This is a genomic window from Bradyrhizobium sp. BRP20 (assembly GCF_020194215.1).
In the GTDB taxonomy this organism is placed as follows: Bacteria; Pseudomonadota; Alphaproteobacteria; order Rhizobiales; family Xanthobacteraceae; genus Bradyrhizobium; species Bradyrhizobium yuanmingense.
On sequence record NZ_JADYVY010000004.1, the window covers coordinates 397767 to 417774 of the forward strand.

17 protein-coding genes and 1 tRNA gene are annotated in these 20008 nt (G+C 64.3%); 13 read left to right on the plus strand and 5 right to left on the minus strand.

From position 1 onward, the window contains the following. Nucleotides 1-51: 51 nt before the first annotated feature. A complete protein-coding gene (locus I6F33_RS13345) occupies nucleotides 52-1299 on the minus strand; it encodes a cytochrome c (protein ID WP_225142814.1) in 1248 nt (415 codons plus the stop codon). Nucleotides 1300-1583: 284 nt separating this feature from the next. Here I6F33_RS13345 and I6F33_RS13350 point away from each other — a divergent pair, with 284 nt between their 5' ends. The 8 genes from I6F33_RS13350 to I6F33_RS13385 all read left to right on the plus strand — a co-directional run bounded on the left by I6F33_RS13350 (nucleotide 1584) and on the right by I6F33_RS13385 (nucleotide 14463). Continuing rightward, nucleotides 1584-5075 carry an indolepyruvate ferredoxin oxidoreductase family protein gene (locus I6F33_RS13350; protein ID WP_225142815.1) on the plus strand — a complete coding sequence of 1164 codons (3492 nt, stop codon included), beginning with the start codon at nucleotides 1584-1586 and terminating at the stop codon, nucleotides 5073-5075. 976 nt (nucleotides 5076-6051) lie between these two features. Further along, a complete protein-coding gene (locus tag I6F33_RS13355) occupies nucleotides 6052-7209 on the plus strand; it encodes a thiolase domain-containing protein (protein ID WP_225142816.1) in 1158 nt (385 codons plus the stop codon). Beyond that, on the plus strand, nucleotides 7209-7598 hold the full coding sequence (locus I6F33_RS13360) for a Zn-ribbon domain-containing OB-fold protein (protein ID WP_036011139.1): 390 nt from the start codon (nucleotides 7209-7211) through the stop codon (nucleotides 7596-7598). The genes I6F33_RS13355 and I6F33_RS13360 overlap by 1 nt, the downstream gene beginning before the upstream one ends. Nucleotides 7599-7795: 197 nt before the next feature. Beyond that, on the plus strand, nucleotides 7796-8656 hold the full coding sequence (locus tag I6F33_RS13365) for a MaoC family dehydratase (protein ID WP_036011141.1): 861 nt from the start codon (nucleotides 7796-7798) through the stop codon (nucleotides 8654-8656). A gap of 175 nt (nucleotides 8657-8831) precedes the next feature. Then, a complete protein-coding gene (locus tag I6F33_RS13370) occupies nucleotides 8832-9710 on the plus strand; it encodes an SDR family oxidoreductase (RefSeq protein ID WP_057029663.1) in 879 nt (292 codons plus the stop codon). A gap of 125 nt (nucleotides 9711-9835) precedes the next feature. Next, nucleotides 9836-10789 (plus strand): dihydrodipicolinate synthase family protein, encoded by a 954-nt coding sequence (locus tag I6F33_RS13375; RefSeq protein ID WP_036027535.1) that lies wholly within the window; start codon nucleotides 9836-9838, stop codon nucleotides 10787-10789. A gap of 4 nt (nucleotides 10790-10793) precedes the next feature. Beyond that, complete coding sequence (locus tag I6F33_RS13380) at nucleotides 10794-11588, plus strand: NUDIX domain-containing protein (RefSeq protein ID WP_225142817.1); 795 nt, start codon at nucleotides 10794-10796, stop codon at nucleotides 11586-11588. Nucleotides 11589-11775: 187 nt separating this feature from the next. Then, on the plus strand, nucleotides 11776-14463 hold the full coding sequence (locus I6F33_RS13385; RefSeq protein WP_225142818.1) for a PAS domain S-box protein: 2688 nt from the start codon (nucleotides 11776-11778) through the stop codon (nucleotides 14461-14463). Here I6F33_RS13385 and I6F33_RS13390 read toward each other — a convergent pair whose 3' ends face one another. Next, nucleotides 14464-14817, minus strand: coding sequence for a GrlR family regulatory protein (locus I6F33_RS13390; protein ID WP_036011154.1), 354 nt, complete (start codon nucleotides 14815-14817; stop codon nucleotides 14464-14466). Nucleotides 14818-15071: 254 nt separating this feature from the next. On the opposite strand from I6F33_RS13390, the gene I6F33_RS13395 reads away from it, so the two are divergent. Then, on the plus strand, nucleotides 15072-15569 hold the full coding sequence (locus I6F33_RS13395) for a hypothetical protein (RefSeq protein WP_225142820.1): 498 nt from the start codon (nucleotides 15072-15074) through the stop codon (nucleotides 15567-15569). A 59-nt stretch (nucleotides 15570-15628) separates the two neighbouring features. Here the strand turns inward: I6F33_RS13395 and I6F33_RS13400 are convergent, their stop codons facing one another. After that, complete coding sequence (locus I6F33_RS13400; RefSeq protein ID WP_036011159.1) at nucleotides 15629-16015, minus strand: VOC family protein; 387 nt, start codon at nucleotides 16013-16015, stop codon at nucleotides 15629-15631. A gap of 182 nt (nucleotides 16016-16197) precedes the next feature. Here I6F33_RS13400 and I6F33_RS13405 point away from each other — a divergent pair, with 182 nt between their 5' ends. The 3 genes from I6F33_RS13405 to I6F33_RS13415 all read left to right on the plus strand — a co-directional run bounded on the left by I6F33_RS13405 (nucleotide 16198) and on the right by I6F33_RS13415 (nucleotide 17676). After that, a complete protein-coding gene (locus tag I6F33_RS13405) occupies nucleotides 16198-16770 on the plus strand; it encodes a hypothetical protein (RefSeq protein WP_036011161.1) in 573 nt (190 codons plus the stop codon). A 161-nt stretch (nucleotides 16771-16931) separates the two neighbouring features. Next, a complete protein-coding gene (locus I6F33_RS13410) occupies nucleotides 16932-17450 on the plus strand; it encodes a hypothetical protein (RefSeq protein WP_225142822.1) in 519 nt (172 codons plus the stop codon). 149 nt (nucleotides 17451-17599) lie between these two features. Further along, nucleotides 17600-17676: transfer RNA gene (locus I6F33_RS13415), tRNA-Arg, on the plus strand. A 74-nt stretch (nucleotides 17677-17750) separates the two neighbouring features. On the opposite strand, the gene I6F33_RS13420 is transcribed toward I6F33_RS13415, so the two are convergent. Beyond that, nucleotides 17751-18713, minus strand: coding sequence for an AraC family transcriptional regulator (locus tag I6F33_RS13420; RefSeq protein WP_225142824.1), 963 nt, complete (start codon nucleotides 18711-18713; stop codon nucleotides 17751-17753). A gap of 325 nt (nucleotides 18714-19038) precedes the next feature. After that, nucleotides 19039-19323 carry a hypothetical protein gene (locus I6F33_RS13425; RefSeq protein ID WP_036031624.1) on the minus strand — a complete coding sequence of 95 codons (285 nt, stop codon included), beginning with the start codon at nucleotides 19321-19323 and terminating at the stop codon, nucleotides 19039-19041. 247 nt (nucleotides 19324-19570) lie between these two features. Here I6F33_RS13425 and I6F33_RS13430 point away from each other — a divergent pair, with 247 nt between their 5' ends. After that, a complete protein-coding gene (locus I6F33_RS13430; protein ID WP_225142826.1) occupies nucleotides 19571-19981 on the plus strand; it encodes a DUF3775 domain-containing protein in 411 nt (136 codons plus the stop codon). Nucleotides 19982-20008: the final 27 nt, after the last annotated feature.

Here is a 20008-nt window from a genome sequence, read left to right on the forward strand (position 1 = left end):
TGTCGCGCGCGAGTGGCGAATAGCGAATGGTTCTGGGCCATTCGCCACTCGCTATTCCCCATTCGCCTCTCGCTTCCTTGCTTTTGCCACCTGTGCCGGTGTCACCAGCGGGCCTGCATTGCCCCAGGAATTGCGGATGTAGTTCGTCACCGCGGCGATCTCGGCGTCGGACAGCTGCTTGGCGTAAGCCGGCATCTCGCCGGTGTTCGGCGCGCGCGGCGTCGTCACGGTGTGGGCACCGTCGAGGATGATGCGCAAGGTCGAGGACGGATTGATCGATTGCAGCAGCGCATTGCCCGGCAGCGGCGGGTAGATGCGCGGGCTGCCTGTGCCGTCGGCCTCGTGGCAGGCGATACAGAGCTTTGCGTAGACCGCCTGGCCGGCCTTCATCTCGGCAGCGTCCGGCGGCGTCACGATGGTCTCGCGCCGGGCCGGCGGCAGGCTCTTCAGATAGGTCGCGATCGCGCGCACGTCGGCATCGCTCATCTTCGAGGTCGAGTTGACGACGACCTCCGCCATCGGCCCGCCGGCGTGGCTTTTGGCGTTGCGCCCGCTTTGCAGGTACTCCGTGATATCGGCCTCGCTCCAGGATTTCAGCCCGGTGCGGGCGGCGCCATCGAGCCGCGGTGCGAACCAGCCGCCGACCGCGTTGCCGGACAGCGCCTGCGCATCCCGGTCGGCGCCGAAATAATTCTTGGGCGTGTGGCAGGCGCCGCAATGGCCGAGCCCGGTGACCAGGTAGCCGCCTCTGTTCCAGGCCGCGCTCTTGGTCTGGTCCGGCTCGAACAGGCCGGGCTTGAAATACATCGTGTTCCAAAGCCGCATCAGGCCGCGATAGCCGAATGGCCAGCGCAGCTCCGGCGGCTTGTTGCGGCTGGTGACGGGCGCCAGCGTGGCGAGATAGGCGCGGATCGCCAGCGTGTCGTCCTTCGTCATCTTCGTGAAGTAGGGGTAGGGGAACGCCGGGTAATAGTTCGAGCCGTCGGGCGCGACGCCGGTGCGCAAGGCGCGGGTGAAATCGGCATCCGTCCAGCCGCCGATGCCAGTGTCACGGTCCGGCGTCAGGTTCGGCGCATAGATCGCGCCAAAGGGCGTGTCGATGCGCTTGCCGCCCGCGAACGGTTTGGCCGGATCGGCAGTGTGGCAGCCCGCGCAGTCGCCGGCCTCGACCAGCGCCTTGCCATAGGCGATCAGCTCGGGCGATGGTCCGGCGGCGCCGGCCGCGCTTGTGACCGTACTTGCAACCGCACTGCACAACGCCAGGCCCACAAGCGCCAGGCCCGTCAGAATCGTCCGCATCGACAGCCTCCCCTGCGACCCATCGACCCTACCTGCGTGAAGGGAAGCGTCGATTCATTTCGCAACGATGGGGGTATGGTGACACAAACTGAAAATCGCCAACGTGTTTCAGGCCACGAAATTGCGATTTTTACCCGAGGCCTCCTTTGGTCCAGAATTGTGATGCGGAGCATGAAATATCCGACATAGAGTGGCGGAGGTGGTCGGCGCGCCCTAGCTAAAACCAACGGGCAGGCAACGACTTAAGTCAGCAAGACCTGAACAGGGCGCGAAGCGAGGACAGCATGGGCATCAACCAGGGTCCGATCAGTCTCGATCAAAAGTACACCCAGCAGACCGGACACGTCTTCACCACGGGCATCCAGGCCCTGGTCCGCTTGCCGATGGCCCAGATCCGGCGCGACCGCGCCAATGGCCTCAACACCGCGGGCTTCATCTCCGGTTATCGCGGCTCGCCGCTCGGCGGCTACGACCAGCAGCTGTTCGCCGCCCGCAAGCATCTCGAGCAGTACAACATCAAGTTCCAACCCGGCGTGAACGAGGACCTCGCCGCGACCGCGGTGTGGGGCTCGCAGCAGCTCAACCTCTCGCCCGGCGCCAAATACGATGGCGTGGTCGGCATCTGGTACGGCAAGGGCCCGGGCGTCGACCGCTGCGGCGACGTGTTCCGTCACGGCAATGCCGCGGGCTCGGCCAAGAACGGCGGCGTGCTGTGCCTTGCCGGCGACGACCACGGTGCGAAATCCTCCACCGTCCCGCATCAGTCCGACCATGCCTTCATGTCGGCGCTGATGCCGTATCTCTATCCCTCGAGCATCCACGAGATGATCGAGATGGGCCTGCTCGGCATCGCGATGTCGCGCTATTCCGGCTGCTGGGTCGGCATGAAGGTGATCACGGAGACGGTGGAGACCACCGCCGAGATCGACCTCACCGACGAGATGAAGCCGTTCATCATTCCCACCGATTTCGAGCTGCCACCCGGCGGCCTCAACCTGCGCTGGCCCGACGACCGCTTCGAGCAGGACCGGCGCCTGCAGGACTACAAGGGCTTTGCCGCCATCGCCTTTGCCCGCGCTAACAAGGTCAACCGCGTCACCATGGATTCGCCGAACGCCCGTTTCGGCATCATGGCCTCTGGCAAGAGCTACGAGGACGTTCGTCAGGCGCTACGCGAGCTCGGCATCACCGAGGAGGTCGCCGCCAAAATCGGCCTTCGTCTCTACAAGATCGGCATGCCCTGGCCGCTCGAGCCGGAAGGCGTGCACGAATTCGCCGTCGGCCTGGAGGAGATCTTCATCGTCGAGGAGCGGCGCGAGATCGTCGAGAACCAGGTCAAGCAGGTGTTGTTCAACTGGCGCGACGATGTGCGCCCGCGCATCGTCGGCAAGATGGACGAGCACGACAAGCGCTTCCTGACCTTCGCCGCCGAGCTCAGCGTCGCCTCGCTCGCGACCTCGCTGACTGAACGCCTGCTTCGACTTGATCTCAACCCCGAAATCGCGGAGATGCTCCGCGCCAAGGCCGACTGGTTCAACGGCCGCCAGGCGACCCAGATGCAGGCGGTCGCCCCTGTCTCCCGAACCCCGTATTTTTGCTCCGGCTGCCCCCACAACACGTCGACGAAAGTCCCCGAAGGCAGCCGCGCGCTTGCCGGCATCGGCTGCCACTTCATGGCGCTGTGGATGGACCGCTCGACCGAGACGTTCACGCATATGGGCGGCGAGGGCGTGCCCTGGGTCGGCATCGCGCCCTTCACCAACGAGAACCACATCTTCGCAAATCTCGGCGACGGCACCTACTTCCACTCCGGCATTCTCGCCATCCGCCAGGCGATCGCCTCCAAGGCCAACATCACCTACAAGATCCTCTACAACGATGCGGTAGCCATGACCGGCGGCCAGCGTCATGACGGCGATCTCTCGCCGCAGCAGATCACCCAGCAGCTTTACGCCGAAGGCATCCGCGAGCTCTATCTGGTCTCGGAAAACCCAGACGCTTACCCGGCCGATACCATCGCGCCCGGCGTGAAGAAATATCACCGCGACGAGCTCGACAACGTCATGAAGATGTGCCGCGAGTTCAAGGGCACCTCGGCGATCGTGTTCGTGCAGACCTGCGCCGCCGAGAAGCGCCGTCGCCGCAAGCGCGGCCTGATGGAGGACCCGGCGCGCCGCGTCATGATCAATCCGGCCGTCTGCGAAGGCTGCGGCGATTGCTCGGTGCAGTCGAACTGCATCTCGGTCGAGCCGCTGGAGACCGAGTTCGGCCGCAAGCGCGCTATCAACCAGTCATCCTGCAACAAGGACTATTCCTGCCTGAAAGGATTCTGTCCGTCCTTCGTCACCATCGACGGCGGCGCGCCGCGCCACCGCGCGCCAGCCGAGCTCGCTGAGATCGGCACGCTGCCCGAGCCGGCCTCGCGCCCGACGCTCGACAAGCCCTATAACATCGCCGTCGGCGGCGTCGGCGGCACCGGCGTGCTCACCATCGGCGCGCTGCTCGGCATGGCCGCCCACATCGAGGGCAAGGCCTCGATGATCCTGGATATGTCGGGCCTCGCGCAAAAGGGCGGGGCGGTGCTCAGCCATGTGCGGCTATCAGATCATCCGGCCGAGGTGACCTGCTCGCGCATCGTCACCGGCACGGCCGATCTCGTGCTCGCCGCCGACGAAGTCGTCGCAGTCGCCAAGGACACGATCACCCTTTGTGACACCAGCCGCACCCACGGCATCATCAACAGCCACGTCATTCCCACCGCCGATTTCATCCTCAATCGCGATTTCAATTTCCAGACCCGCAAGCTGAACGGGCTCCTGGAAACGGCGCTGCACAAGGATTCGGTGTTCTTCGACTTCACCAAGCCGGCTGAGCAGCTGCTCGGCGATGCCATCGCCACCAACATGATGATGATGGGCTATGCCTATCAGAAGGGTCTGTTGCCGCTCTCCGCGGAAGCGATCGAGCAGGCGATCGAGGTCAATGGCGTCTCGATCAAGATGAACAAGGAAGCTTTCCGCCTTGGCCGTCTCGCGGTCGCCGACCCCAAGCGCCTTGCGGATATGCTGAAGGGCGGGGACGAAGTGGCCGCGCCGAAGGCGCTCGATGCCATGACGCTCGACGAGGTCATCGAGCACCGTGCCAAGCATCTGACCGCCTACCAGAACGCCCGTCTCGCCAGGCGCTATCGCAAGCTGGTCGACCAGGTCCGCGATGCCGCCGCGAAGGGCGGCTATGGCGATGCGCTGCCGCGCGCGGTTGCCGTGAATTATGCAAAGCTCCTCGCCTACAAGGACGAGTACGAAGTCGCGCGCCTCTACACCGACGGCGCCTTCGAGCAGCAGCTTCGCGACCAGTTCGAGGGCGACTTCAAGTTCAACTTCAATCTCGCGCCGCCGATCCTCAGCAGCGGTGTCGATGCGCTGGGGCGCCCGAAGAAGCGCGCCTTCGGCCCGTGGATGCTGAAGGTCTTCCGAGTGCTGGCCAAGTTCAAGTTCCTGCGCGGCACGCCGTTCGACATCTTCGGCCGCAGCGCCGACCGCAAGCTCGAGCGCGATCTCATCGCCAGCTACGAGAAGGACGTCGCCACCGTGCTCGGCCTGTTGTCGCCGCTCACGATTGACACCGCGGTCGAGCTGCTCTCACTGCCCGACCGCATCCGCGGCTACGGCCCCGTGAAGGAGAAGGCCGTACACGACGCCAAGGCCCGCTACGCCCAGCTCGCCGCGGATTTGGCCAACCCGCCGCCGGCGCCCCGGCAGATCGCGGCGGAGTAGGCGCTCCCGTAGGGTGGGTTAGCCTTGTGAATGCGCGAAGCGCGTTCGCGGGGCGTAACCCACCGCTTCTGCCGCCGCTGAGAGCGAAGCGGTGGGTTACGCCTTCGGCTAACCCACCCTACGACACCACCCCTAGCACTACGCGTCGGGCAAAACACCCAAGCCATGGTCAATCCGCGCGCGCAAAAACATTCCGCTTTACCGAAATTCGGATTATCGTATCTCTCCGCCACCTCATCCCTCTCAGAGGGGCGTATCGCGATCGCCACGAAACGCGGGGTGAGCGGCGGTGGACGCGGGCTGCGTCGCGCGAGTCTTTCGCGCGCACGACGGGCGCGGTCTCGCGTACGGCAAAATCGTGTGGTCCTGACGCCCGGGGTCTGTGCGTCAAGTCGTGCGGGTCTCTCTCGCAAGGCGACGGGGGCAATAGTGCATCGCTCCCCGGGGAGAGCGCGACATAAGCCGTAAAGCCACTGCGCAGGGAAGGCCGGATGTTGGGCTTCACCTGTATCCCGCTGTGCATCTGTTTTTCGCGCAATTCGCGCACAGCGGACCGTGGGTGCCCAGCCGGCACCCGGTCTTCCCTGCGCCCTCTGTCTTCGGAGGGAGCAAGACGGGAGCAAAACTCGGGCGAGATGTGCCGCGAGGATGCGGGCGTGTGTCTGCGAGCGAGTCTTGAGTTGAAGCAGCGCCATCAGTGGCAACAAACTCCGTCATTGCGAGCGTAGCGAAGCAATCCAGAATTCCTCAATGGAGGGGCTCTGGATTGCTTCGTCGCAAGGGCTCCTCGCAATGACGACGCGGCGGGCAGGTTCGCTTGCTATCTGGGGCGGATTTTCGGATGTGCTCCCCTTGCGCCAATCCGCTACCCTCTCGCGGGGCGGAATATTTCCGCGCTTGCCAATCAGCCCGGTGCGGTTCAGAAAAAAGAGCCAAAAAAAGAGCCACGAACGAGACGCGAGCGGAGACTGAAGTTTTGACCATCAAGGGCAAGGCCTACATTGCCGGGATCTACGAACACCCGACCCGGCATGCGCCGGACAAATCCACCGCCCAGCTCCACGCCGAGGTCGCCAAGGGCGCGATCGAGGATGCCGGGATCAGCAAGGATGATATCGACGGCTATTTCTGTGCGGGCGACGCGCCCGGCGGCGCCTGGCCGATGGTCGATTATCTCGGCCTGAACACCAAGAAGCTTCGCCACATTGATTCCACCGAGACCGGTGGCTGCTCCTACATCATCCATCTCGGCCATGCCGCCGAGGCGATCGCCGCGGGCAAATGCTCGATCGCGCTCGTGACGCTCGCCGGCAAGCCGCGCACCGGCGCGATGCCGCCGCGCGCTTCCGGCGCCGAGGTCGATTTCGAAACCGCTTACGGGGCGACCACGCACAATGCCTATGGCATGTGTGCCATGCGCCACATGCACGACTATGGCACCACCTCCGAGCAGCTCGCCTGGATCAAGGTCGCGACCTCGCATCACGCGCAGTACAATCCGCATGCGATGCTCAAGGACGTGGTCACTGTCGAGGACGTCCTGAACTCGCCGATGATCTCCGATCCCCTGCATCGCATGGATTGCTGCGTCGTCTCCGACGGCGGCGGCGCGCTGATCGTGACGACGCCGGAGATTGCCAAGAGCCTGAAGAAGCCGCTGGTGCGCCTGATCGGCCATGGCGAGGCGATGAAGGGCCCGCGCGGCGGCAAAGATCTCGACCTCACTTACTCCGCCGGCGTCTGGTCCGGTCCGCGTGCGTTCGAGGAAGCCGGCATCACGCCGAAGGACATCAAATACGCCTCGATCTATGACAGCTTCACCATCACCGTGCTGATGCAGCTCGAAGACCTCGGTTTCTGCAAGAAGGGCGAGGGCGGCAAGTTCGTCGCCGACGGCAACCTGATCTCGGGCGTCGGCAAGCTGCCGTTCAACACCGATGGTGGCGGCCTCTGCAGCAACCACCCCGTCAACCGCGGCGGCATGACCAAGATCCTCGAAGCCGTCAGGCAGCTGCGCGGCGAGGCGCATCCGAAGGTGCAGGTCAAGAACTGCGATCTCGCCATCGCCCACGGCACCGGCGGCCTGCTCGGCGTCCGCCACGCCGCCTCGACCGCCATTCTGGAGCGCGTGTGATGAGCGAAGTGAAAAAGTATCCGGCCCCGGTGACGAATCCCGAGACATCAGCGTTCTGGGACGCGGCGAAAGAGGGCAAGTTCATGATCAAGCGCTGCACCGCCTGCGGCGAAGCGCATTACTTCCCGCGCTCGATCTGCCCGTTCTGCTACTCCGACAAGACGGTGTGGGAACAGGCCTCTGGCGAGGGCACGATCTACACCTACAGTTTGATGCGGAAATCGCCGACCGGTCCTTACGCCATCGGCTACGTCACGCTGAAGGAGGGGCCATCGGTGCAGACCAATTTCGTCGACTGCGATCTGGAGAAGCTCAAGATCGGTCAGAAGGTGAAGGTGGTGTTCAAGCCGACCGACGGCGCCCCGCTGCCGTTCTTCACGGTGGCTTGATTGCTTTCTTCCTTCCCCCCTTGCGGGGGAAGGTGGCGCGAAGCGCCGGATGAGGGGTTCTCTCCACGGAGAGAATCTTCAACGTGGAAGCAACCCCTCACCCAAACGCGTATGTGGCCGGCACCTCGGAGCCCTCTCCCGCAAGGGGAGAGGGCGCATCAGTAAGCGCCGGTGAAATCCCGGGAGAAACCAGAAGAATGTCCGCCAGATACGAAGAGCTCAAAGGCCTGAAAAATCTCGGCCAGAAATACGCCTACACCGATCGCGAAGTCATGCTCTACGCCTACGGCATCGGCCTCGGTGCCGATCCCATGGACGAGAACGAACTCGCCTTCGTCAACGAGGGCACGTTCACGCCGCGGCCGCTGAAGGTGGTGCCGACCTTCGCCTCTGTCGCGGCCTGGGGCTCGGGCCCGGGCGAGATGAATCTCAACCGCGTCATGGTGGTCGACGGCGAACGGGACATCACCTTCCACCAGCCGCTGCCGGTCGCCGCCAACATCACCGCCGACTCCTCGGTGCTCGAAGTCTACGACAAGGGCAAGGACAAGGGCGTGGTCATCGTTCACCAGACCGTGCTGAAGAACGAGAAGGGCGAGAAGCTGGCAACGCTGGTCGCCTCGCGCTTTGCCCGCGGCGATGGCGGCTTCGGCGGGCCGAACCTGACCCAGCCCGATCCGCACAAGATCCCATCGCGCGAGCCGGACAAGACCATCGACATCACCACGCGCCCCGACCAGGCGCTGGTCTATCGCCTCTGCGGCGACCGCAACCCGCTGCACTCCGATCCCGAGTTCGCCAAGAAAGCCGGCTTCCCGCGTCCGATCCTGCACGGCATGTGCACCTACGGCATCACCTGCCGCGGCGTGCTCCAGACCTATGCCGACTACGATGCGAGCGCCTTCCGTCAGCACGTCGCGCGGTTCTCCTCGCCGGTCTATCCCGGCGAGACCGTGACCATGGACCTCTGGAAGGACGGCAACGTGATCTCGTTCGAAGCCAAGGTGAAGTCGCGCGGGGTGACGGTGATCAAGAACGGCAAGACGGTGCTGGGTTAGTGCGCACCGGCGTTTCACTCCCTCGCCCCGCTTGCGGGGAGAGGGTGGGGTGAGGGGCTCTCACCACGAGTCGGGACGGTATTGAGACCTGTACCCCCTCACCCGATCGCTACGCGATCGACCTCTCCCCGCAAGCGGGGAGAGGTGGAAGAAAAACAAACAGGGAGACGCCACCATGGGACTACTCGACGGCAAGGTCGCGCTGATCACCGGCGCGGGCGGCGGGCTCGGTGAGGCCTACGCAAAGCTGTTCGCGCGGGAAGGGGCCTCGGTCGTGGTCAACGATCTCGGCGGTCCCCGCGACGGCTCCGGCGCCGACAAGTCCATGGCGCAGCAGGTCGTGGACGCGATCAGGGCCCAGGGCGGCAAGGCGGTCGCGAACGGTGCCGACATCTCCACCATGGAAGGCGGCCAGTCGGTGTTCGACGACGCCATCAAGCATTTCGGCCGGGCCGACATCCTGGTCAACAATGCCGGCATTTTGCGCGACCAGACCTTTCACAAGGCCAGCGAGGCCGACTGGGACAAGGTCATCAAGGTCCATCTGAAGGGTACCTTTTGTTGCACCATGCCGGTGTTTCGCTGGATGCGGGAAAACGGCGGCGGCGTCATCGTCAACACCTCCTCGACATCAGGGTTGATCGGCAATTTCGGCCAGACCAACTACGGCGCCGCGAAGGGCGGCATCTGGGGCCTGTCCAACGTGCTCGCGATCGAGGGCCGCAAGTACAACATCCGGATCTGGACGCTAGCCCCGGGCGCCCTGACCCGCATGACCGCAGACCTGCCCCGCTATAAGGAGAACCCCGGCGCCGCGCTCGGGCCGGACGGCATCGCGCCGGCCGTGCTATACATGGTCAGCGATTTGTCGGGCGACCAGACCGGCAAGGTGCTGGGCGTGTCCGGGCCCCGCGGCGTGCGCGAGATGCGGATGATGGAAATGGAAGGCTGGAAGCCGCCGCACTCGGGCTGGAACGCCCAGGACATTGTCGATCATGCCAAGGAGATCTTCTTCTCCGAGGAGCAGATCAAGATGGGGGCACGGCGGTTTTAGAAGGCCGTCATCTCGGGGCACGCGAAGCGTGAGCCCGGGATCCATGCTCCGGATCGTGGTTATGGACTCCGGGCTCGCGACTGCGTCGCGCCCCGGAATGACAGATTAGAGAAAGACGAGGACCGATGAAACTCACCGCCGACGCCAAGGGCACCTTCGCAATCGCGCCGACGCCGTTCCACGACGACGGCCGGATCGACGAGCGCTCGATCGACCGCCTGACCGATTTCTACGAGGAGGTCGGCTGCGACGGCGTCACGGTGCTGGGCATTCTTGGTGAAGCCCCCAAGCTTGATGCCGTCGAGGCCGAGCAGGTAGCGGTGCGCTACGTCAAGCGTGCCAAGAAGATGCAGGTGATCGTCGGCGTCTCCGCGCCGGGCTTTGCCACCATGCGCTCGCTGGCCAAGGCCTCGATGGATGCGGGCGCGGCCGGCGTCATGATCGCGCCGCCGCCCTCGCTTCGCACCGACGACCAGATCATCGGCTATTTCAAGCAGGCGGCGGAAGCCATCGGCCCTGATGTGCCCTGGGTGCTCCAGGACTATCCGCTGACCTTGCAGGTCGTGTTCACCCCCGCCGTGATCCGCAAGATCGTCATGGACAATCCGAATTGCGTGATGCTCAAGCACGAGGACTGGCCGGGCCTGGAGAAGATCTCGACGCTGCGTGGCTTCCAGAAGGACGGCTCGCTCCGTCCGCTCTCGATCCTCTGCGGCAATGGCGGCACCTTCCTGGACTTCGAGATGGAGCGCGGCGCCGACGGCGCCATGACCGGCTATGCCTTCCCGGAGCTCCTGATCGACGTCGTGAACCTCTCCAAGGCCGGCAAGCGCGACGCGGCACATGACATCTTCGACGCGCATCTGCCGCTGATCCGCTACGAGCAACAGCCTGGCGTCGGCCTCACCGTGCGCAAATACGTGCTGCAGAAGCGCGGCATCATCGCCTCCAGCGCGCAGCGCAAGCCCGGTGCGACGATGACGGCGACGGCGAAGGCCGAGGTCGACTATCTCTTGTCGCGGGTCGCCCGTTTCGACAAGCGCGCCAATCTCGGCCCGCAATCCAGCGCCGCAGGCTAGTTGCATGGCCGAGACATCAGCATCACGCCCGGCCTCGACGATCCTCCTGCTGCGCGACGGCACTAAGGAAATCGAAGTCTTCATGATGGTCCGCCATCATCAGATCGAGTTCAACTCGGGCGCGCTGGTGTTTCCCGGTGGCAGCGTCGATGCCGGCGACAACGAGATCGTCGCCCGCGCCGACCTCTATTCGGGCGGCGAAAGCCTCAGCGAAGCGGACCGCGGCTTCCGGATCGCCGCGATCCGCGAGACCTTCGAGGAGAGCGGGATCCTGCTGGCGCGATCGAGGCAGACTGGCCTGGCGGTCGATGCCAACCGCGCCGGCGAGATCGCTGACGCGCACCGCGTTGCCCTCAACGAGCACAAGATCAGCTTCCTGAAGATCCTCGACGACAATCGCCTCCAGCTCGCGCTCGACACGCTGGTGCCTTACGCACACTGGATCACGCCGGAGGGCATGCCGAAGCGCTTCGATACCTGGTTCTTCCTCGCGGCCGCGCCGCCCGACCAGCTCGGCGCCCACGACGGGCGGGAGTCCACCGATTCGATCTGGCTGTCAGCGCGCGAGGCGGTGGAGGGCGGCGAAAGCGGCCGCTTCAAGCTGCCGTTCCCGACCACGCGCAATCTGATCCGGCTCGCCAAGCAGGGAAGCGTGAGCGCGGCGCTGGAGCACGCCCGCGGCCTCTCGATCGTTACGGTGATGCCGGTGATGACCAAAACCGAAACCGGCCGTCAGCTCCGCATCCCCCGCGAGGCCGGCTATGACGGCGAGGTGTTCGAGGTCGGCCCCGTCGGCTAGCACACTTCGACAGGCGGCGAAGTATCGATGAATCCCGGCGCGCGGGGCAGCCAGCGTCAAACTGTCGTAAAGCTGAAGCGGGCGGCAGGTCCCGATATTAACGATATTCCGCGTCCCGAGGCATGTTCCCCCCGGGCAGCATTACGTCGTATATTGGACCTCCAGCAGTCCGGTCCTCAAACCACCAATGTCCGCCGAATTGAAGCCGTCCCCTGAGAAAAGGCGAACTTTCTCGCTCTCCATCGGCCAGCTCACCTTCGGTAGCTTCCTGTTGGTGCTGGCGGTGATCATCGTCACCTCGACTGCGAGCGTGATCGCGATCCGGCACATCGATACGACATTCGCCGAGCTGCAGCGGCTGCAGAGCGTCGGCGACCTCGCCGAGGACATCGATCGCCGCATGAACGAACTGCGTCTTGCCGCGCGCGACTTCGTCACAGATCCCGGTGCCGGCATCCAGTTCCAGCAGGTCGGCGAGGCGGCCTCGACGCTCAGCGACATCCTGAAGAAGACCCGCATCGAGCTCGCGCCCGAACAGCAGGACATGATCGACGGGGTCAGCGAACGGCTCGCGACTTATCGCACAGGCCTGGAGCGGATCTCCACTCTGATCGACCGCCGCGCCCAGCTGCTCGCCGGACTGCCGCCGCTGCGCGAGCAATTCGACGCAGCGGTCGAAGGCACCGCGGACCGCGAGCTGGCGTCCCGCCTGTCCGAGGCACAGGGCCGGATCGCGATCGGGCTGCTCGCGCGCAACCCGTCCGCAGCCGAGCAGGCTGCACAGGGAATGCGGGGGCTCGATATTGCCGATGCCAAGCTGAAGTCGGCGGTGAACGACTATGCCGAGGCGATCATCGCCGTCGCCGTCCGCGAGCGGCAGATCGCCGACATCGATCGCGAGGTGCTGGGAACGGAAGGACGGCTGATCGGCCGCGTCACCGAATTGCTGCGCGAGGTCAGCTCCCGACGCGGCCACGTGCTGTCGCGCGATTTTGCCCGCACGCTGACCGAGGCGCGATGGCAGAGCATCGTGCTCGGCACGGTCGGCGTGCTCATCGGCATCGGCGCTGCTTGGTTCGTGGTGCGCAGGACGGTGCGTCCGCTCGCCCAGATCGCGCGATCCATTCGCGCGCTTGCCGCCGGCCGGAAAGATGTCTCAATTCCGTCCGCCGACCTCGGCAATGAGATCGGCGACATTGCGCGGGCGGCCGAAGTGTTTCGCCGCGCGCTGGAGGAGGCCGACACCGCGCGCGAGGCGGCAGTGCGCGCGCTCACCGAGCAGCGGCTCGCCGAGGAGAGCTATCGAAAACTGTTCGAAGGCTCCATCGACGGCATCTACGTGACGACGCCGGCCGGTGACCTCCTCAACGCCAATCCCGCGCTGGCGCGCATGATGGGCTATGACAGCCCGCAGCAGCTGATCGACAGCATCAGCGATATCGCCCACACGATCTACGTCCACCCCGAGGCGCGCGCCGAATACCAGCGGTTGATGGCGCGCGACGGCATGGTGCGCGAGTTCGAGTATCAGGTGCGCCAGCGCAGCGGCGACATCCTCTGGCTCTCCGACAGCGCCACGGGCGTGCGGGACGAAGCGGGCAACATCATCCGCTACGAGGGCACGCTGCGCGACATCACCGACCAGAAGCGGGCGGAGGAAGCCATCGCCGAAGGCCGGCGCCTGCTCCAGCAGGTCATCGACACCGTGCCGGCGGTGATCAACGTCAAGGATCGCAATCTGCGCTACGTGCTGATGAACCGCTACATGGCCGGCATCTTCGGCATCGAGCCCGGCGAGGCGCTCGGCCGCACCACGGCCGACCTGATGTCGCGCTACGGCGCATCCAAGTCGGACGAGAGCGACAAGCGGGTGCTCAAGCTTCGAAAAGGTCTCGGTTTCTACGAGGAGGAGTATCAGGACGCCTCCGGCAACATGCGGCAATGGCTGGTCAACAAGTTGCCGCTGCTCGACGCCGAGGGCGAGATCGAGCGGATCGTGACCGTTGCGCTCGATATCGGCGAGCGCAAGCGGGGCGAGCAGGAGATGCGCAAGGCCAAGGAAGCCGCCGAAACCGCGCTGCGCAATCTCCGCGAGACCCAGGCCTCCCTGATCGAGGCCGAGAAGCTGGCCGCGCTCGGGCGCCTCGTCGCCGGCGTCGCCCACGAGGTCAACAATCCCGTCGGCATCAGCCTCACCGTCGCCTCCGCGCTGGAGCGCAAGACCGCCATGTTCACCGCCGAAGTCGAGCGCGGCGAGCTGCGCCGCTCCACGCTCAACGACTTCCTCAGCACCAGCCGCGATGCGTCCTCGCAGCTCGTCTCCAATCTCAACCGCGCCGCCGAGCTGATCCAGTCGTTCAAGCAGGTCGCCGCCGACCGCAATTATTCGGATCAGCGTACTTTCGATCTCGGTGATCTCACCGAGCAGGTGGTGATGAGCCTGCGGCCGGGCCTGCGTAAGCACAATCTGACGCTCAACGTCGAGTGTCAGCCGGACCTGACCATGAACAGCTATCCCGGCCCGTACGGCCAGGTGCTGACCAATCTGTTTCTGAACTCGGTGGCGCACGCCTTCCCGGACGGCCGGCCCGGGACGATCGAGATTCAGGTGCGCGAGTCCGGCAAGGACAACGTCGAGATCATCTTCTCCGACAATGGCTGCGGGATGTCGCTCGACGTCCGTCGCCGCGCCTTCGATCCGTTTTTCACCACGCGGCGCGACCAAGGCGGCACCGGCCTCGGGCTGCACATCGTCTACAGCATCGTCACCAACCGGCTCGGTGGCCGGCTCGATCTCGATTCCGAACCGGGTGGCGGTACGCGCATCCAGATGATCCTGCCACGTGTGGCGCCGCTCGAACAGGCCGCGGAATAGCTAATCGACGTCTGCAAGCTTGTGCAGCGTCGCGCCGAAGATCTGGCTGGCCTTGCCGACCAGCGCGGTGCCGGTCATCTGTCCGCGCGTGTCCGTGAACGTGCCGGTGACGCCGATGCCGACCGGGGCAGGGCCGCCGAACAGCGGATTGTCATCGCCCCGAGGCGAGGTGTGCCGTTGCACCAGCACCTCGCCCTTGAAGCTGTTGTTGTCCTTCACCGTGTAGCTGCCGGTGTAATACAGGTAGGCATCGCCGCCGAGAATCTTGCCGTCGCGGAAGAGAATCACGCCGCTGCCCTTGCCGACTCGACCATCGAGCAGGGTGACGTGAATTGAATAGAGGCCGTTTTTCATAACGTCCCGTAGGCCGGCCGCCATCGCCCAATGGCGCAACCGGTCCCGCTTTTATGCCAAAGCCCATCCCTGCGCGCAACGAGGCAGTTTGCCGGCCGGTCGCGGCGGCTGCGAGCCGTAGTTGTTCCGGTTTGTCCATGACACCGTCGTGACGCTCTGATGGTGAGGCGAGGCCCGACGTTGCCAATCAGAGTTGGCCCGCGAAATGCATAACCATTGTTGCACTGGCCGCGGGGTGCTGGAGCAAGACGAACGTGACCAACTGGATCGATTCCGGCGGCGATGAGCCGCGTCTGTACGGTGCGCGTCCCACGAATTGCAAAAGCGAACAACGGCGGATTGGCGATGCGATACGCCGGGCAAACCTGACGAGGCTGGCGCCCGCGTTGGCTTTGATCGCGCTCGCAGCCCCCTCGGGGCACGCGCGCGACCGCGGGCAGTTCGCCAACACCAATCCCGAATTGAAGGCTTGGTTCGACAGTCTGCGCAGCGGCAAGGGGCCTTGCTGTTCCGATGCCGACGGTTCGGCGCTCTCGGACTCCGACTGGGACAGCAAGGACGGGCATTATCGCGTTCGCGTCCCGCGCTATGGCTATGCGCTCGATGGCCAGCAGCAGGAGCTCGTCTGGGTCGACGTGCCCGCGGAGGCCGTGATCTCGGAGCCGAACCGGGTGGGACGCACCATGGTCTGGCCGATCTACGGCTACATGGGTGTTACCATCCGCTGCTTTATGCCCGGTAGCATGACTTAGCCTTCTGGCGTGACGTTGTCGCCGGCTCGGATGCCTGGACGGCGGGGCGCTCCGTCGCGTCAGGTATATTTCTTGTCGCGCTCGAGCAGCTCGATCGAGATGCCTTCAGGCCCGCGGATGAAGCAGATGCGTACGCCGGGACGAATGGTCGTCGGCTCGCGCGTGAACGTGACACCCTTGGCCTTGATCTCGGCGGCGACCGCGTCGATGTCCTTCACCGTCAAGCCGAAATGGTCGAGGCCCTGATGCGGGTGCGGAGGTGGCGGGCTGACGGCGCTGTCGCCCTCGAGCGGCGCGATGAAGATCCTGGCTCCGCCGAGGTTCACGTCGATTCGTCCCGGCGCGCGCACGATCTCGCCACCAAGGATGTCCTGCAGCCAGGCCGCGGTGGCCTCCGGATCGGGGCTGCGCAGATGGACGTGATCCCAAGCGACGGCGAACGGCATTTCATACTCTCCCAACGGGTCTATTCGATGCTACGGCGCATGCTAGCAGTATCGCCGGTGGCCACCACCGCCGTTGCCGACTCGCATGACGTTGGGGGAACCTTAGTTCGTCGCCCGAATTAAGGTAAGCTGTCACTAAACCCATGTTCGATTGGTGCTGCGGTCGCGATCGGTGTGCAACCATGAATGCGAGGCTCGACCGACTCGGATTGGGGCGCTTGGCCGGCACCGGCGAACGACTGGCGCGGGCGGTGACGATTGCGAGCGTCTCATTTGGCCGAAGCCTTCTATGGCTGCTGGCGGCAATCATCGTCGGTTGCGGCATCTGGATGCTGCTACCTCTCTCCAAGGGCAACAGTGCTGAGCCGGTGAGGCCTGAGCTGGCGGCTGTTGAAGCGCCTCCCTCCGGCGATGCGTCCAAAGTAGCCTCGCCTGTGTCCGAAGCTCAGGTGCCGGCGACAGCAGAACTTGGTCGTCTCAGGATTTCATCACAGACCTGGCGTCGCGGCGGCCTCGGCTCCAAAGCCCTGGTGACGTTCACGCTGCGAAACGACAACGACTATGCCGTAAAGGATGTCGAGATCGTCTGCGCCTTCACGCGGCGCGATGGAAGTCATCTGACCGACCGCAGCCGCGTGCTGGCGGATCCGGTCAGCATGAAGAGCCGCAAGACCTTTGTGCGTATCCCGATCGGCTTCGTTAACGTGAATGCCGATCAGGCAAAATGTTCCCCGGTTGCAGCACGCCGTGCTTGAAGGCGACTTGTCCCGGTAGCTGAAAAGTTACCTTCTGCAGTCCTTGGCCGAAAACTATGCATCACCATTTGAACCGAACGGCTGGGCCAGGAACCAATTGGAAGATCGCCTGTTGAGGCGAGCAGAGCCCACGCGGGGATGCGGGGGGCGGAGCGCGGCCAATGCCCATCTTTAGGTATTTCATCTTTGTCGGTGGAGCTTTGCTCACACTGCTGTTCGCGGCGGATTTCGTTCTCCCGGCGGCGCCCGTAGCGCAGGCCGTCGCGACCGCAAGCAACGACCAGCCGCTGATCCGAATCCGGTCCGACCGCCATCTGCCTGAGCGCGTCGTCCTCGACACGAGCCAGCCGACGATTGTCGCACCCGCGGTTCAGACTGCCGCAGTTGCGGCTCCCCAGCCACCGTTACAGGAGAGCCTGTCGCCGGCTTTGGCCGAGATGTCTGCCAAGACGCGGGTGCGCGAGACCTTCGCCCAGTTCACGCCAGAGCCGAGGGCCGGGACTGCCGCAGCGAGGAAGTCCGACGCGGGCCAGCCCCAGACGTTCCAGGCCCAAGCGTCTCCTGTCCAGGCTCAGCCCAAGCGTAAGATCGTCAGGACGCAACCGGCGCATCAGCCGGGCCGCCCCATGATGCTGGTCGCTCAGCAGCCGCATTTCGGCCTCTTCAACACGACCTGGTAACAGCGCCTTCGGCTGCCTCGATCGAGGTGGGAAGGGCTTTTTATTGGCCGGCCTCTCTGCTAATTCGAACCAATCCGACCGCCGTCGGGTGTACTGGCTCCTCGCCAGTGCCGGCCGGCGGATTTCGGTGGCCCGCTACTCGGGCCAGGGCGCTCGTAGCTCAGCTGGATAGAGCATCGGATTTCGATTCCGAGGGTCGGAGGTTCGAATCCTTCCGAGCGCGCCAGTCCTCTTTTGTTCCATATATGTTCTAAAGCGGCGAGGATGCCGGGTCACCGCCGCGAGGGCTTGCGGCGTCCATCAGCCTGCCGGGACACCGCTTTGCCGGCCGCGTGCCAGCGTGTCGGAGGGCGCCTCGTGGAAGATCGCGCGGTAGGCTGCGGCAAATTCGCCGAGATGATGGAAGCCTTGGGCACGTGCGCAGGTGGCCACGGTGACGCCGCCCTTGAGGAGGCGGGCGCTGGTCGCCCACAGCCTCTTCAGGCGAATGTACTGGTGCAGGCTCATGCCCCGCACCTTGCTGACGGCGCCGCCGAGCGTACGGATCGAGACGTCGAACTCGCGGGCGAGATCGGCTGTATAGATCGGCGCGGTCGGATAGGTAGCGACGTAGTCGTCGATGCGCTGCGCGAGCTTGATCGCCCGCTCGCTGTGGACCGAGGTGCTCCGATCCGACGTCGAATCGATTCGAAACAAATCGTCGAGCGCGAGCAGCAGGCCTTCTTGCAGATGGGCCGCAACCTCGGTCGTCTCGAACAGGCCTGGCTGCACTGACGCGGTGCGCAGGATATCGAGCAGGAGCTGTCGGGTGTGGAGCAGGGCGGGCCGGTTCGCGACATGGGCGCGCAAATGGTCGGCGCGGTCGAACCAGCCCCGGTCTCTCAGCTCGGGGGAGAAGATGATCATGGCGTGATGATTGGTCCGGGGCTCGACGAAATGGCACTCATCGTTGCCGTGGAGGGCAGCGAAGAAGCGGGCGTCGAGATCCACACCTTTGAAGTTGACCTGAAGATCGTCGCTCATCGACAGGATCACCATCCCGCTCGGCATGCGATAAGCGGTATCTAGGATCCGCGCGAACGATCTCATCACGATGATGCGGCACGCCGGCAGGGAGACGATGGCTCGGGCCGCCGCGAAGTTCGGGATGTCGAGCGGAATGCTCCTCGCATCCTCCATCGTCTCAATCGGCCGAAACGCATCGACATCGGAGAAGCCGATCAGTTGAAGCGCAGAGGAGGGAGCGAGGTCGTCGAACAACATGATTCTGGCCGGCCGCTGAAATGAGACAATCAAAGGAACATCGCTGCATCATCAATGGCGAAGCATCGAGTTTCAGTAAACCGAATTTCAGGGCCGTAGTATTGCGGACATCATGCCATGAGGTACGTTGGATCATCGCCGTTTCTCAACGCTCTGCACCTTCATGTTGACAGCACCGAAACACGATCGGTTAAATCGTCATAAGTGACCTTTTCGGCTGATCTCATCTTTGATCTAGATCAAACATGAACGGCTTGGGGCCAGTGATCCACTGCGCAAGACATGATCTCGCAAAAGCGAAGGGGCCCGAAGGCCCCTTCAAACGTCACCAGCGGCGATAGCCGTAGTACCCATAATGGCGCGGCCCGTAATAGCGCGGCGGCCCATAGTACCGCGGGCCGTAATAATATGGCCGCGGCCTGTAGTAGTAGCCATAATAGTTCGGCCGCCACCAGCACCGTCCCCAGGCGTCGCAGACCATGCGGACCTGCTCGACGCCGGAGACCTGCGGTGTCGCAGGTGCAGGCGCGATGGGCATGGCGGATGCCGTCGACGATGCAACGAGGGCGCCGAACAGGAACGCGGCCAATCGGCCAGTCGTGAGGTTCATGATGTCTTCCTTCGCTTACGCGATGCAGGATATCGAGGTTGTTCTGATCAAATTGTGGCCGAACCGAAATGTAATACAGATGAACAGGCGAGCTGACCCTTACTTCACGGCTCGGCAGCGGGTCGTAGGCCGGGCAGGCCGTGTCGTGACTTGAGCTTGATCCTGCGCAATTCGCAAGTTTGCCTTGGCTCTTACTGTCGCCGTCATGGCAGCGGCGTGGTGCCTGCTGCCGGGCAAGGTGAGCTGAATGCGAGTCATTCCAGATCTGTCGATCTCGCCGGAGAAGGTGTTCTTCGTCATCTCGAAATCGCGCCGGTCCGACAGCGAAGCGGGCGGGGGTGGCGTCATCCTGGACTTCGGCGACGACGACATGAGCTACGGCCGCGGTGGGCGCGGCGAAAGCACCGACCGTGCCGAGCTCGCGGGCTTCATCCGCGCTCTCAATGTTGACGAGCAGATCGATCTCGTGGCGCTGACCTGGCTTGGCCGCGGCGACAGTGATCCCTCCGATTGGCGTCAACTGCGCGCCCAGGCCGCCCAGGCGCACAACCAGCGTACCGCCTCCTATCTGATCGGTACGCCAATGCTCGCCGACTATCTGGAGGAGGCGATGACGCAATTCGGCAAGTCCTCCGAGGAATTCGAAGAACAGCTCTGATGCCGGATGCGGCGTCTGCAAGTGTCA